The 13,579-nt window shown below is 63.9% G+C and carries 12 protein-coding genes; 7 read left to right on the top strand and 5 right to left on the bottom strand.

Features of this window, described 5'->3' with window-relative positions:
* Positions 1-13: 13 nt before the first annotated feature.
* Genes ACR0LD_RS12560 through ACR0LD_RS12535 form a run of 6 tightly spaced genes read left to right on the top strand, consistent with a single transcriptional unit; the run spans position 14 to position 5,590 of the window.
* Positions 14-1,168 carry an LLM class flavin-dependent oxidoreductase gene (locus tag ACR0LD_RS12560; protein WP_480637228.1) on the top strand — a complete coding sequence of 385 codons (1,155 nt, stop codon included), beginning with the start codon at positions 14-16 and terminating at the stop codon, positions 1,166-1,168.
* Positions 1,168-2,058 (top strand): aldo/keto reductase, encoded by an 891-nt coding sequence (locus tag ACR0LD_RS12555; RefSeq protein WP_480637226.1) that lies wholly within the window; start codon positions 1,168-1,170, stop codon positions 2,056-2,058. Before ACR0LD_RS12560 ends, ACR0LD_RS12555 begins: the two co-directional genes overlap by 1 nt.
* Entirely contained in the window at positions 2,055-2,573 is a 519-nt protein-coding gene (locus ACR0LD_RS12550; RefSeq protein WP_170341184.1) for a flavin reductase family protein, read from the top strand. The genes ACR0LD_RS12555 and ACR0LD_RS12550 overlap by 4 nt, the downstream gene beginning before the upstream one ends.
* A gap of 52 nt (positions 2,574-2,625) precedes the next feature.
* Positions 2,626-3,213: a TRAP transporter small permease gene (locus ACR0LD_RS12545; RefSeq protein ID WP_005980318.1), complete on the top strand. Its 588-nt coding sequence runs from the start codon at positions 2,626-2,628 to the stop codon at positions 3,211-3,213.
* Entirely contained in the window at positions 3,214-4,503 is a 1,290-nt protein-coding gene (locus tag ACR0LD_RS12540; RefSeq protein WP_093964183.1) for a TRAP transporter large permease, read from the top strand. It abuts the gene before it with no gap.
* A 25-nt stretch (positions 4,504-4,528) separates the two neighbouring features.
* Positions 4,529-5,590, top strand: coding sequence for a TRAP transporter substrate-binding protein (locus ACR0LD_RS12535; RefSeq protein WP_170341179.1), 1,062 nt, complete (start codon positions 4,529-4,531; stop codon positions 5,588-5,590).
* Between the two features lie 40 nt (positions 5,591-5,630).
* Here ACR0LD_RS12535 and ACR0LD_RS12530 read toward each other — a convergent pair whose 3' ends face one another.
* Positions 5,631-6,101 carry a tetratricopeptide repeat protein gene (locus tag ACR0LD_RS12530; protein WP_005980315.1) on the bottom strand — a complete coding sequence of 157 codons (471 nt, stop codon included), beginning with the start codon at positions 6,099-6,101 and terminating at the stop codon, positions 5,631-5,633.
* 45 nt (positions 6,102-6,146) lie between these two features.
* Here ACR0LD_RS12530 and ACR0LD_RS12525 point away from each other — a divergent pair, with 45 nt between their 5' ends.
* Positions 6,147-7,388: a cytochrome-c peroxidase gene (locus ACR0LD_RS12525; RefSeq protein WP_170391443.1), complete on the top strand. Its 1,242-nt coding sequence runs from the start codon at positions 6,147-6,149 to the stop codon at positions 7,386-7,388.
* Positions 7,389-7,426: 38 nt separating this feature from the next.
* Here the strand turns inward: ACR0LD_RS12525 and gcvP are convergent, their stop codons facing one another.
* From gcvP to ACR0LD_RS12505, 4 genes are all read right to left on the bottom strand, one after another.
* Entirely contained in the window at positions 7,427-10,282 is a 2,856-nt protein-coding gene (gene gcvP, locus ACR0LD_RS12520) for an aminomethyl-transferring glycine dehydrogenase (RefSeq protein ID WP_480637222.1), read from the bottom strand.
* A gap of 172 nt (positions 10,283-10,454) precedes the next feature.
* Positions 10,455-10,820, bottom strand: coding sequence for a glycine cleavage system protein GcvH (gcvH, locus tag ACR0LD_RS12515; protein WP_170360662.1), 366 nt, complete (start codon positions 10,818-10,820; stop codon positions 10,455-10,457).
* A gap of 18 nt (positions 10,821-10,838) precedes the next feature.
* The gene (gene gcvT / locus ACR0LD_RS12510) at positions 10,839-11,933 is read right to left on the bottom strand and encodes a glycine cleavage system aminomethyltransferase GcvT (protein ID WP_480637220.1); all 1,095 of its coding nucleotides are present in this window, start codon (positions 11,931-11,933) and stop codon (positions 10,839-10,841) included.
* A 316-nt stretch (positions 11,934-12,249) separates the two neighbouring features.
* A complete protein-coding gene (locus ACR0LD_RS12505; protein ID WP_480637218.1) occupies positions 12,250-13,431 on the bottom strand; it encodes a hydantoinase/carbamoylase family amidase in 1,182 nt (393 codons plus the stop codon).
* Between the last annotated feature and the right edge of the window lie 148 nt (positions 13,432-13,579).

Raw genomic sequence — 13,579 nt, 5'->3', positions numbered from 1 at the left:
GAGAGAGAATCAGATGACGATCGTCCCCATCACATCCCCCGATCTGGATGCGGCCGAGGTTTCGTGGTTCGCGGCGCTGTGCTCGGACGATTATCAGTTTCTCGGCGTGCCCGACAGCGATCTGCGCTCCAGCTGGGAACATTGCTCGGGCATCGTGAAAGAGGCCGAGGCGCAGGGCTTTCGCAACATCCTGTGCCCGTCCTCGTATCAGGTGGGGCAGGACACGCTGAGTTTCGTGGCCGGCTGCGCGCCGATCACAGAAAAGATCAACCTGCTGGCCGCCGTGCGCTGCGGCGAGATGCAGCCGATCATGCTGGCACGCACCATCGCGACGCTGGATCACATGCTGAAGGGGCGGCTGACGGTCAACATCATCTCGTCGGATTTTCCTGGGGAAAAGGCCGAAAGCAGCTATCGCTACCAGCGCTCGCGCGAGGTGGTCGAGATTCTGAAACAGGCCTGGACGCAGGATGAGATCAATTACCAGGGTCAGGTCTACAATTTCTCGGGCCTGACGACCGATCCGGCCAAACCCTATCAGACCGGCGGGCCGCTGCTGTATTTCGGGGGCTATTCGCCCGATGCACTGAAGCTGTGCGGGCAACATTGCGACGTCTATCTGATGTGGCCCGAAACCAAAGACCAGCTGGCCGAGCGGATGAAGGCCGTACACGCGGTGGCCGACGAATACGGACGCACGCTGGACTATGGCCTGCGGGTGCACATGATCGTGCGCGACACCGAGGCCGAGGCCAAGGAATATGCCGACTATATCGTGTCGAAACTGGATGACGAATACGGCCGCGCAATCCGCGAACGGGCGCTGGACGCCACCTCGCTCGGTGTTTCGCATCAGGCCAGGAACCGCGAGCTGGCCGACAAATACGGCTATGTCGAGCCGGGCCTGTGGACGGGCGTCGGCCGGGCACGGTCAGGCTGCGGCGCGGCGCTGGTGGGGTCGACCGACCAGGTGCTGTCGAAGATCGAAGAGTATCAGAAGATGGGCATCCGCGCCTTCATCTTCTCGGGCTATCCGCATATGGACGAGGCCCGCCATTTCGGCACCCGCGTGATGCCGCATCTGAAAACCTGTTCCCTTCCCGAAGCCTATGGAAGGGTTCCTGCTGACACCCCGGCGACGCCGCTGGGCAACGGAGTTCGTCGTTGATGCAACGTATCAAGCTTTCCGACACCCTGGAACTGAGCCGCCTTGTCTATGGCATGTGGCGGCTGGGCGATGACAGCGACACCTCGGCCGCGCATGTGGCGGCCAAAATCCACGCCTGTCTGGATCAGGGCATCACCAGCTTCGATCAGGCCGACATCTATGGCGACTATGGCGCCGAGGCGATTCTGGGCAACGCCCTGCGCGCCAATCCCGGCCTGCGCGACCGGATGGAGATCGTCACCAAATGCGACATCGTCGCCCCCTGCGGGCGCTATGCGGATGCCAAGGTGAAATACTATGACACCTCGCGCGCGCACATCCTGAAATCGGTCGACACCTCGCTGCGGGAAATGGCGATCGACCATATCGACCTGCTGCTGATCCACCGCCCCGACCCGTTCATGGACCACCATGAAACCGGCGCCGCGCTGGACCAGGTCGTGGCCAGCGGCAAGGTCCGCGCGGTGGGTGTGTCGAATTTCCGCCCCTGGGACTGGCAACTGCTGCAATCGGCCATGAAGACCCCGCTGGTGACCAACCAGATCGAGATTTCTCTGGGCGCGATCGCTCCGTTCACCAATGGCGATCTGGCCTTTCACCAGCAGCACGGCCACCCGGTGATGGCGTGGTCGCCGCTGGGCGGCGGAGCGCTGATGGCGGGTAATCCTCCGGTGGGCGTGGTCGCGGATGAGATCGGCGCGCAGTTCGGCGTCGACCGGGCCGCGGTGGCCGTGGCCTTCCTGCTGGCCCATCCGGCCGGCATCCTGCCGGTTCTGGGCACCAATAGCCTGGACCGCATCAAGCGCATTTCGGACGCCCTCAAAGTCAATCTGGATCGTGAAGTCTGGTTCCGCCTCTACGAGGCGGCGCTGGGGCATGAGGTACCATGATGAACGCATTTTCGAACGACATGGCACGCACCTTCATTCCGCACAAGGACGACACCCGCACCCTGCGGGACGCTTTCGGCCGGTTCGCCACCGGCGTTACCGTGGTGACGTGCGACAGCCCCGACGGGCCGGTCTGCATCACGGCCAACAGCTTTTCCTCGCTGTCGCTGGACCCGCCCTTGGTGATGTGGGCCGGCGACCGGAACTCGCGCCGGTTCCCCTATTTTTACAAGGCGCGTCATTTCAGTGTTCATGTTCTGTCGGCCGACCAAGCCGAGCTGTGCTTTGGCTGCTCGAAAGACGCCTTTGCCCTACGCGAAATCGACCACGACCGATGCGAAAACGGAACGCCGCTGCTGCGCGGATGCCTGGCGCGGTTCGAATGTGAACAACATGCGTATCACGATGCGGGCGATCACGTTATCGTGGTGGGCAAGGTCTTGCGGGCCAGCATGGCGGACGGAGACGCGCTGACCTTTTACGCCGGCAAGCTCGGCCAATTCGCGCACCAATAAGCGCGGGACACGGTCGCGGGCCAAACCCGCGGCCTGAACAGGGAGGATCCGCATGGGCGGATTGACGTCGGTGCTTGCGCCGATTGCATTCGTGAACGAAACCGCGCTGCGTCTGGGCCGCGCGGTTGGTGTCGTTGCGATCGCCTTCATGGTGATCGCGATCCTGATTCAGGTGTTCTTCCGATACGTTCTGGGCAACGCCCTGCCCTGGCCTGACGAGGCCGCGCGGTTCTGCATGTTGTGGATGACGGGCCTGATGGCACCCACCGCATTCCGGCGCGGCGGGTTCGTGGCCATCGACATGCTGGTCCGCTTTCTGCCGCGCGTACCCGGCCAGTTGCTGAACCTGTTTCTGCTGCTGCTCAGCCTGACGGTTCTGGTGGTCGCCGTGCGCATCGGCTGGTCCGAGGTCACCGGTTTTGGCGGGCGTTTCGCCACCGCCGCGCTGTATTTGCCCACCTCGCTGGGCTTTGATGAATGGTACCGGATCCCGCGCAGCTGGATGATGGCCTCCCTGCTGGTGGGCGTGATCCTGCTGCTGTCGGTCAACATCGAACTGATCCTGCGGTCGATCATCACCATGCTGGGCGGCGGTGACCTGCTGCCCGAAATCCCCGAAGCCGCCGTGGGGGCCGAATAGATGCTGGTCTGGTTCCTGCCCGTCTTTCTGGTGTTTCTGCTGATCGGCCTGCCGGTCTTTTTCGCGCTGCTGGCCGCACCCGGCCTGCTGCTGTGGCTGAACGGCCAGACCAACGACATCACCCTGCTGTACCGCAATGTCTACAACGGGATGGACAGCTTTCCGCTGATGGCCATCCCCTTCTTCATGCTGGCCGGAGAGCTGATGAACCGCGGCGGCATCACCATCCGTCTGGTCGAGTTCAGCCAGGCGCTGATGGGGCACCTGCGCGGCGGGCTGGCGCATGTGAACGTGCTTAGCTCGATCCTGTTCGCGGGGCTGTCGGGCTCGGCGGTGGCCGATACCTCGGCGCTGGGATCGATGCTGATCCCGGCGATGGAAAAGCAGGGCTATACCCGCAAGTTCGCCGCCGCGATCACCGCCGCCAGCTCGGTCATCGGGCCGATCATCCCGCCCTCGGGGATCATGATCATCTATGCCTATGTCATGGGCGAAAGCGTCGCGGCCCTGTTCCTGGCGGGCATCGTGCCGGGTGTCATGGTGGGCATCGGTCTGATGCTGATGATCAAGGTCATGGCCAATCGGTATGATTTCCCGGTGGCCAGCCGCAAATACACCTGGCCCGAGCGCGGTCAGGCCAGCCTCAAGGCCTTTTTCCCGCTGATGACGCCGGTAATCATCCTGGGCGGCATTCTGGGCGGCATCTTTACCCCGACCGAGGCCGCAGCCGTTGCGGTGGGTTATGCCTTCATCATCGGGTTTTTCGTGCTGCGCACGCTGACCTTGAAAGAGGTGCCCGAAGTCCTCAGCAATGCGGGCATGACCTCGGCCGTGGTGCTGCTGCTGGTGGGGGCCGCGATGGCGTTCAAGACCGTGGTCAGCCTCAGCCATGCGCCCGAGCAACTGGCCGCGCTGATTCTCGGACTGTCCGAAAACCCTCTAATCCTGCTGTTCCTGATCAACCTGCTGCTGTTCGTCGTGGGCATGTTCCTGGATGCAGGCCCAGCGATCATCATCCTGGGGCCGATCCTGGGCCCGATCTTCACCAGCCTGGGCGTAGACCCGATCCATTTCGCCATCATCATGAGCGTCAACCTGACCGTTGGCCTGGCCACGCCGCCCATGGGGCTGGTGCTGTTCGTGGCCGCCGCCGTGTCACGCGAACGGGTGGAAACCATCGCCAAGGCGATCCTGCCGTTCCTGGCCGTCGAAATCGCAGTGATCTTCCTGATCACCTATGTCCCCGCAATATCCATGACGATCCCGAGACTGACGGGGTTTGCAAACTAGACTGAGTACCACAGGGAGGAAACGCATGCTCAGAACATTCTTCAAAACCGCAGCACTGGCCACGTCGCTGGTGGCGGCCTCGGCGCTGGCGGCCTCGGCGGCCGACTATACGCTGCGCGCCACCGCCAACTCGAACGAAAACGACGAGGACTATGACGGCCTGGTCGTGTTCAAGAACTTCGTCGAGAACGCCTCGAATGGCGCGATCGAGGTCGAGCTGTTCATCGGCACGCAGCTGTGCTCGAACGGGGCCGAATGCCTGCAGGGCGTGGCCGACGGCACCATCGACATCTACATCTCGACCTCGGGCGGGGCCTCGGGCATCTTTCCGTATGTGCAGGTTCTGGACCTGCCCTATCTGATGGCCGACGACCGCATCGCCGAGCGGGTCCTGTCGGGTGATTTCACCCGCAAGATGCGCGAAATGGCGCTGGAGGATTCGGGCGGCGCGATCCGCCTGATGACCATTGGCAACACCGGCGGCTGGCGCAATTTCGCCAACACCAAGCGCCGCGTGACCCAGCCGTCCGACATGGACGGGCTGAAGATCCGCACCGTGGTCGCAGACCTGCCGCAGGAACTGGTCAAGGCCCTGGGCGCCTCGCCCACTCCGATCCCGTGGCCGGAACTCTTCACCAGTTTCCAGACCGGCGTGGTTGACGGCTCGAAAAACGGCATCACCGACATCATGGGCATGAAATTCCCCGATGCCGGCCTGCAATATGTAACGCTGGACGGGCACGCCTATATGGGCGCGCTTTGGTGGATGAACAACGCCAAGTTCCAGGAAATGCCCGAAGACCTGCGCCGTGTCGTCGTCGATGGGTTCTATGCGCTGCAGCAGGCCACCTTTGCCTCGCCCAAGCGCAAGTCGATCCAGGCCTACGAGGATTTCGTGGCCGGTGGCGGCGACCTGTACGTGCCGACCCCCGAGGAAAAAGAAGCGTTCAAGCAGGCCGCGACCCCGGTCTATGACTGGTTCCAGCAGAACGTCGCGCGCGGGGACGAGATCTATGGCGCTCTGACCGCGGCCGTGGCCGAGGCCGAAGCCGAGATCAACGCGGAACGCGCCGCCGACCTGAACTGATACGGTTCGGGCCGGGGTGTCGCGTCATCCCGGCCCGCCTTTACCGAAAGGGGTACATCCACCCCTTGTAGTCATTGACCAACACATGGGCCTTTTCGATCTGTTCGGGCGTCATCTTCTTGACCACCTCTTCCAGGCTGATCGCCGCATCGGGGTCGCCGCCGATGGCGCTGAGCGTGTACCACATGTAGGCCCGAACCAGGTCGGGCGCGGGCAGTCCCAGGCCCAGCTCGTAATACCACCCGACACCCGATTGCGCGCCCGGATGCCCCTTCATCGAGGCGCGCAGATACCATTCGAACGCGCGCTCATAGTCCTGCTCGACCCCAAGGCCAAGGCCGTACATCACGCCGATCAGCTCCTCGGCCTCGGCGTTGCCCGACCGGGCCGCGGGCAGAAGCTGTTCGCGCGCGGCGGCAAACTCGCCCGCCTCCATCAGATCGCGGGCCTGTTCCAGTTCGGCCCAGACGGGCGTGGCGGCAAGACAAAGGGCAAGCACAAGCTGGCGCATGGGGCGGCGGGTCTCCTGTTTTGCGGGGCGGCCTGGGCGCAGGAGCTGCCCGCGCCGCTGACCGATGACGCCTTTCTGTTCTTTGATAGGGATCAGGCCGCGATCGGTCACCAGCTATTTTATGACGCGATCCTGTCGGGCAACCGCAACATCAGCTGCGCTCATTGCCACCACCCCGATTTCGGCACCTCCGACGGCCTGTCGCTGGGCATCGGCGAGGGCGGCCAGGGTCTAGGCCCCGACCGCACGCCCGGCACCGGGGCGGACCGCATCCGCAAGCGCATCCCGCGCAACGCGCCGGGCCTGTGGAACCTGGGCGCGCGCGACATCCACACGATGTTCCATGACGGGCGGCTCAGCCTGTCGGACGTCTATGGCAACGGGTTCAACTCGCCCGCGCAGGAATGGCTGCCCGAAGGGCTGAACTCGCTGCTGGCCGCACAGGCGCTGTTTCCGCTGACCGCTCAGTTCGAAATGGCCGGGAACGTGGCCGAGAACGAGGTCACCGGCGCCGTGCATGACCGGATCGACAAGGGCTGGCCGATCCTGGCCAAGCGGGTGCGGACCGACCCGAAATACGGCCCCGCGATGGTGGCCGCCTTTGACGACGTGGACAGCACCGAGGACATCACCATCACCCATGTCGCCAACGCCCTGGCCGCTTTCATGGCCATCGAATGGCGCAGCACCGACAGCCCGTTCGACCAGTACCTGGCTGGGGACGAGACCGCCCTGACCCCCGATCAGAAGGCCGGGATGCGGCTGTTCTACAGCAAGGCGCGGTGCGCCACCTGCCATTCGGGGCCGCTGCTGTCGGATCAGAAATTCCACGCACTGGCCCTGCCGCCTTTCGGCCCCGGCCGCACCCGGCAATGGGACGCCTATGCCCGCGACGTGGGTCGCATGGGCGAAAGTGACCGGCTGGAGGACGCCTACCGGTTCCGCACGCCGATGCTGCGCAACGTGGCGCTGACCGCACCCTATGGCCACAACGGCGCCTTTCTCGACCTCGAAGGGATCATCCGTCACCACCTGAACCCGGCAACCAGCCTGTCACGCTGGACAACCGATCAGGCCGCGCTGCCCCGGGTGCCGTGGCTGGAACAGGCCGATTTCATCGTCTGGCAGGACCAGTTCGAGATGGCACGCCAACGCGCCAAGGTCGACATCACGCCAGTTGACCTGAGCGACGGTGAAATCGCGCAGTTGGTGGCGTTCCTGCACGCCCTAACCGGGACGAGCGTGGAGACGCCGCCCTTTGGCGTGCCCGCGGACTTCAAGCCCTGAGAAAACCCCCGCCGGATCGGGCGGGGGTTTCGGTGTTTTTATTCTGCGGCTTCTTCGTATGCGTCCATGGGCGGGCATGTGCAGACGAGGTTCCGATCTCCGTAGGCGTTGTCGACGCGGTTGACGGGCGACCAGTATTTGTCGACGCCCATGGAACCCGGCGGGAAGCAGGCCTGTTCGCGGGTGTAGGGTCGGTCCCACTCGCCCACCAGGTCGCGCACCGTGTGGGGGGCGTTCTTCAGCGGGTTGTTCTCGGGGTCGATCCTGCCATCGATGACATCCTGCGCCTCGGCACGGATCGACAGCATGGCGTCGCAGAAGCGGTCCAGCTCGTCCTTGGGCTCGGATTCCGTCGGCTCGACCATCAGCGTGCCGGCCACCGGCCAAGACATGGTCGGCGCGTGGAAGCCGCTGTCGATCAGCCGCTTGGCCACGTCGTCGACGGTGATGTTGCCTGCCTCGGCCAGCGGGCGGGTGTCGAGGATGCATTCATGCGCCACACGACCCGACTCGGATGTGTAGAGGATCGGATAGGCCTCCTGCAGACGCGCGGCGATGTAGTTGGCGTTCAGGATCGCCACCTTGGTCGCCTGGGTCAGACCCGCACCGCCCATCAGCAGCACATAGGCCCAGCTGACCGGCAGGATCGACGGAGACCCGAAGGGCGCCGCCGAAACCGGACCCACGGCGGTGCCGTATTCCGGGTGGCCCGGCAGGTGCTCGGCCAGATGCGCCTTGACGCCGATCGGGCCCATGCCGGGGCCGCCGCCGCCATGCGGAATGCAGAAGGTTTTGTGCAGGTTCAGGTGGCTGACATCGCCGCCGATGTCGCCGGGGCGCGACAGACCCACCATGGCGTTCATGTTGGCCCCGTCGATATAGACCTGCCCGCCGTGGTCATGGGTGATCTGGCAGACCTCCTGCACGGTTTCCTCGAAAACGCCGTGGGTCGAGGGGTAGGTGATCATGCAGCCGGCCAGGTTATCCGAGTGTTTCTCGGCCTTCTCGCGGAAGTCGGTCAGATCGATGTTGCCCTTCGCGTCCGCCTTCACCGGTACCACCTGCCAGCCGACCATCTGCGCCGAGGCCGGGTTGGTGCCATGCGCCGAGGTCGGGATCAGGCAGACATTGCGGTGCCCTTCGCTGCGGGCGAAGTGATAGTTACGGATGGTCAGCAGGCCTGCATATTCGCCCTGCGCGCCCGAGTTGGGCTGCTGGGAGATCGCGTCATAGCCGGTGATCTGGCACAGCTTGTCGTTCAGATCGGCAATCATCTCGTGATAGCCCTGCGCCTGATCTTCGGGGCAGAACGGGTGCAGATTGCCGAACTCGGGCCAGGTGACCGGGATCATCTCGATCGTGGCGTTCAGCTTCATGGTGCAGGAGCCCAGCGGGATCATCGCCCGGTCCAGCGCCAGGTCGCGGTCGGCCAGACGGCGCATATAGCGGGTCATCTCGGCCTCGGCCCGGTTCTTGTGGAAGATCGGATGGGTCAGATAGGGCGTCTCGCGCAGCGCATAGTCCGGCAGGCGGTACTGCTTGTTCGAGCTGTCGTCCTTCTTGTCGATGCCAAAGGCGCCCCAGACCGCCTCGATCGTCTCGGCGCGGGTCTGTTCATCCAGGCTGATGCCGACGCGGGTCTCGCCCACCTTGCGCAGGTTGACGCCGCGCGCCACCGCCGCCTCCATGACGGTCTTCTGCAGCGGGCCGACCTCGACCGTGATCGTGTCGAAGAACACCTCGGGCTCGACCTTGAAGCCGTGCTCTTCCAGCCCGGCCGCCAGGCGCGAGGTCTTGCGGTGCACCGACTGCGCGATGGCCTTGATCCCGTCTGGGCCATGGTACACGGCATACATCGAGGCGATCACCGCCAGCAGCGCCTGCGCGGTGCAGACGTTCGAATTGGCCTTCTCGCGGCGGATGTGTTGCTCGCGGGTCTGCAGCGCCAGGCGATAGGCCTTGTTGCCGCGGCTGTCGATGCTGACGCCGATGATCCGGCCCGGCATCGCCCGTTTCAGCTTGTCGGTGGTGGCCATGTAGGCGGCGTGCGGGCCGCCATAGCCCATCGGCACGCCGAAGCGCTGGGTCGAGCCCACGGCGATGTCGGCCCCCATCTCGCCCGGGGATTTCAGCAGCGCCAGCGACAGGATGTCGGCGGCCACGATGGCGATGGCGTTGTGTTCATGCAGCGCCGCGATTTCCGATGTGAAGTCGCGCACATGGCCATAGGTGCCCGGATACTGGAAGATCGCGCCGAACACCGCGCCCGCGTCCAGCTCGTCAGGGTCGGCGACCTTGACGTCGATGCCCAGGGGCTCGGCCCGGGTCTTGATCACCGCGATGGTCTGCGGGTGGCAGTTGCGGTCCACGAAGAAGGCCGCGTTGTTGGCCTTGGACCGACCGCCGCGCTTGGCCATCGCCATCGCTTCGGCCGCCGCGGTCGCCTCGTCCAGCAAGGATGCGTTGGCCACATCGAGCCCGGTCAGGTCGCTGACCATGGTCTGGAAGTTCAGCAGCGCCTCGAGCCGGCCCTGGCTGATCTCGGGCTGATAGGGCGTGTAGGCGGTGTACCAGGCCGGGTTCTCCAGGATGTTGCGCAGGATCGGCGCCGGGGTGGTGGTGCCGTAATAGCCCTGACCGATCAGCGAGGTCAGAACCTTGTTCTTCCCCGCCACTTTTTTCATGTGATAGAGCGCGTCGCGTTCCGTCATCGCCGGGCCCCAGTCCAGCGGCTCTTTCTGCCGGATCGCCGGGGGGACGGTGGCGTCGATCAGATCGTCCAGCGTCTTGAAGCCGATCACCTTGAGCATGTCGCGCATCTCGGTCGGGCTGGGACCGATATGGCGACGGTTGGCAAAGTCATAGGCTTCGTAGTCGGTCAGTTTGAAGGCCATTGCAGCGCTCCCATGGATAGGTCAGGCCCGACGGAGACTGAGGAAGCCTCCGGCGGGAAGTAGGGGCCGTCCCGGGAACTGTCCGGTGGACAGTTTCAGGCCCGAACGGGCGGAGCCCAAATTCGGCGGCACAAGTCAAAACGATGGAGCCCCAGGCCGGGACCCCGTGGGTTTAGCCGATGAACGCCTTGTAGCCGGCCTCGTCCATCAGATCTTCCAACTGCGCGGCATCGGTGATCTTGATCTTGTAGATCCACGCCTCGCCCTCGGGATCCTCGTTCAGCGCGCCCGGATTGTCGGCCAGCGCCTCGTTCACCTCGAGGATCTCGCCATCGACCGGGGCATAGATCTCGGAGGCCGCCTTGACGGATTCGATCACCCCGATCTCACCGTCCTTCGCGAACTCCTCACCCACGTCCTGCTGCTCGACGAACACCACCTCGCCCAGCTGCTCGGCCGCATGCTTGGTGATGCCCAGCGTGGCCGTGTCGCCCTCGACCGTCAGCCATTCATGTTCTTCGGAATAATAGGTTGCCATGCTGTCTCTCTCCTGACTTCAACGCTTGTAATTCTGTTTGACGAAGGGCAGCGCCACGATCCGCGCCGGCTGCGCCTTGCCCCGGATGATCAGATTCACCTGTTCGCCCGGCTCGGTATGACCGACCGCGACATACCCCATCGCAACCGGGCCGCCGACCGTTGGCCCGAACCCGCCCGAGGTGATCTGACCGATCGTGTTACCTTGAAGATCCTGCACCTCGACCCCCTGTCGCGCCGGGGCGCGGCCGTCGGGTTTGATCCCCACCAGCTTGCGTGCCGGGCCTTCGGCCAGTTCGCGCTGGATGCGATCCGCGCCGGGAAAGCCGCCCTCTTCCTTGCGCCGCTTCTGGATCGCCCAGGCAAGGTTGGCCTCGATCGGCGAGGTGCTTTGGTCGATGTCATTGCCGTAGAGGCACAGACCCGCCTCCAGCCGCAGGCTGTCGCGCGCGCCCAGGCCCGCTGGTTCGCAATCCTCATGCGCCAGCAGGGCGCGGGTGACCTCGATCGCCTTGTCCTCGGGGATCGAGATCTCATAGCCGTCCTCGCCCGTGTAACCCAGTCGCGAGATCCGGCATTCGACGCCGTTAATCCGGGCCACGGTGGTTTCCATGAACTTCAGATCGCGGGCCGCGGGGCACAGTGCGCCCACCACGTCCTCGGCTTTCGGGCCCTGAACCGCCACCAGCGCGCGGTCGAAGATCTCGGTCACCTCGACCCCGTCCAGATGCGCGCGCATGTGCGGAATGTCCTGATCGCGCAGCGCCGCGTTTACCACCACGAAGAAATGATCGCCCGCGTTCGACACGATCAGATCATCCATGATCCCGCCGTCCGCGTTGATGAAGAACCCATAGCGCGCCTTGCCCTCGGGCAGCGTCGCAAAAGCCTGCGGGCACAGCGCCTCGAGCTTCTCGCCCACATTCTCGCCCCGCAGTATCACCTGGCCCATGTGGCTCACGTCGAACAACGCCGCCTTCTCGCGGCACTGCTTGTGTTCGCCCATGATTCCCAAAGGATACTGAACGGGCATCTCCCAGCCCGCAAAATCAACCAGCTTGCCTCCCAACTCAACATGAAGGTCATACAACGGCGTGCGCTTCATTCCAGGCATGTCAGTGTTCTTTCTTTTGGCAAAAGTGACGCGATGGACTGGATCCGGAAGCATATGGCTGGGAATACCATGCCACGGCAGCCTTTTCGGATCGAGTCAGAGGAATTCTGGCAGGGCGACATGCATTTTCCGGTACCGGCAACTTCACGGCTGGCGGTGTTCCGTCCGACTTCAGATCGCAGGTATTCATCACGGCCTAAATCGCTCATGGACAAGGAGTATACATCTGCATGCTGCAGCTTTGTGTCGTATAGGAAACTTTTTTCCGTTACGCAACAGCTGAAATTGCAATATTCACGGTCGGCGGCCCCATACCTCAGCGATCGGCAAGTGCCGCCTCCAAGGCCTTCAACCCCGTCACCAGATCGCCTTCAGCAGTGTCCTCCGCGAAATCATGACTGATACCGTTGATGGATGGCACGAACAGCATTCCGACCGGCATCAAGGCTGCCACGTTCGACGCATCGTGCAAGGCCCCGGATGGCATGACCCGCCAGTTGCCGGGCGCGACGGTCTGGGCTCCGTGTTCCAGCGACCGCCGGAGGGTTGGATCCATCTCAACCGGTTCGATGCCCAACATTGGCCCGAACTGCGCATCGCCCCCGATGGATTCACTCACCTCTTGGGCGGTCGTACGAATGATGCTTTCCATTCGGGCCAGACGATCCGTCTCCTGATCGCGCCACTGCATCGAGAAACGGACCCGGCCAGGAACGATTGACGAGGCATTCGGAGACAGCTCAACATGACCGATCGTCCAGACCGTCTGCGGGGTCACCACGTTGCGGAACCGCTCGTTGATCAGGCCATTGAAGATCGTCAGAGCCTGGAACGCGTCTCGGCGCAGGTGCATCGGCGTCGTGCCGGCGTGGTTCTGCTGGCCGGAAAACTCGATGACCACGTCGCGAATGCCCACGATGTCCGAGACCACACCGATGGCCTCGGCGTTGGCATCCAGAACCGGACCCTGCTCGATATGCATTTCGATGAACCCGGTGAATTGGGCGGGGTTCACAAAATCCTGCGTCAGACTTTGCATCCGAGCGCGCGCATCGCCAAACCCTATGCCCGCGTGGTCGGTCAGGTCGTCGGCCTGCGCAAGGGGCAACTTGCCGGACCAGATGGCTGATCCGGTCGTGACGCCGAACCGGCCCTCCTCATCCTGAAAGCTGACCACCGAGATCGGGCGCTGGCTGGAGCGAGCCAGCTCCAACGCCGCGATTACGCCCAGCGCGCCATCCAGCCAACCGCCCTCGGGCTGGCTGTCTGAATGTGACCCCATCAAAAGCGACGGCGCGGATGCCAGACCGAACAGGTTTCCGACCGGATCAAAATGCGGTTGCAGCCCGGCCTCCTGAAACCGGTCGGCCAGCCATCGCCGCGCCGCAATGTCCGCGTCTGAATATGCCGGGCGCACGACGCCTTTACCAACCCCCGCAGCTCCGAATTCCCGCAGCTTGTGCAGATCATCCAGAAACCTCTGCGCATTCACGGCCATTGCGCTGTCCTTTCTTGTCGCTTGCCGCAACTCTATCGCCGGGCCGTCCGCCCGCAAGCCCGGTTGCAGCCTGTCCCGGTTTTTTGACGGCAACCGGCCGAACACCTCTGGCCCCTGCGTGCAAGCTGCCCTAAGACTTCGGGCCAAG

The organism is Ruegeria sp. BF8 (genome assembly GCF_056538625.1).
The sequence above is the reverse complement of the archived record's forward strand: the minus strand, read 5'-3'. Positions and strand labels throughout refer to the sequence as shown.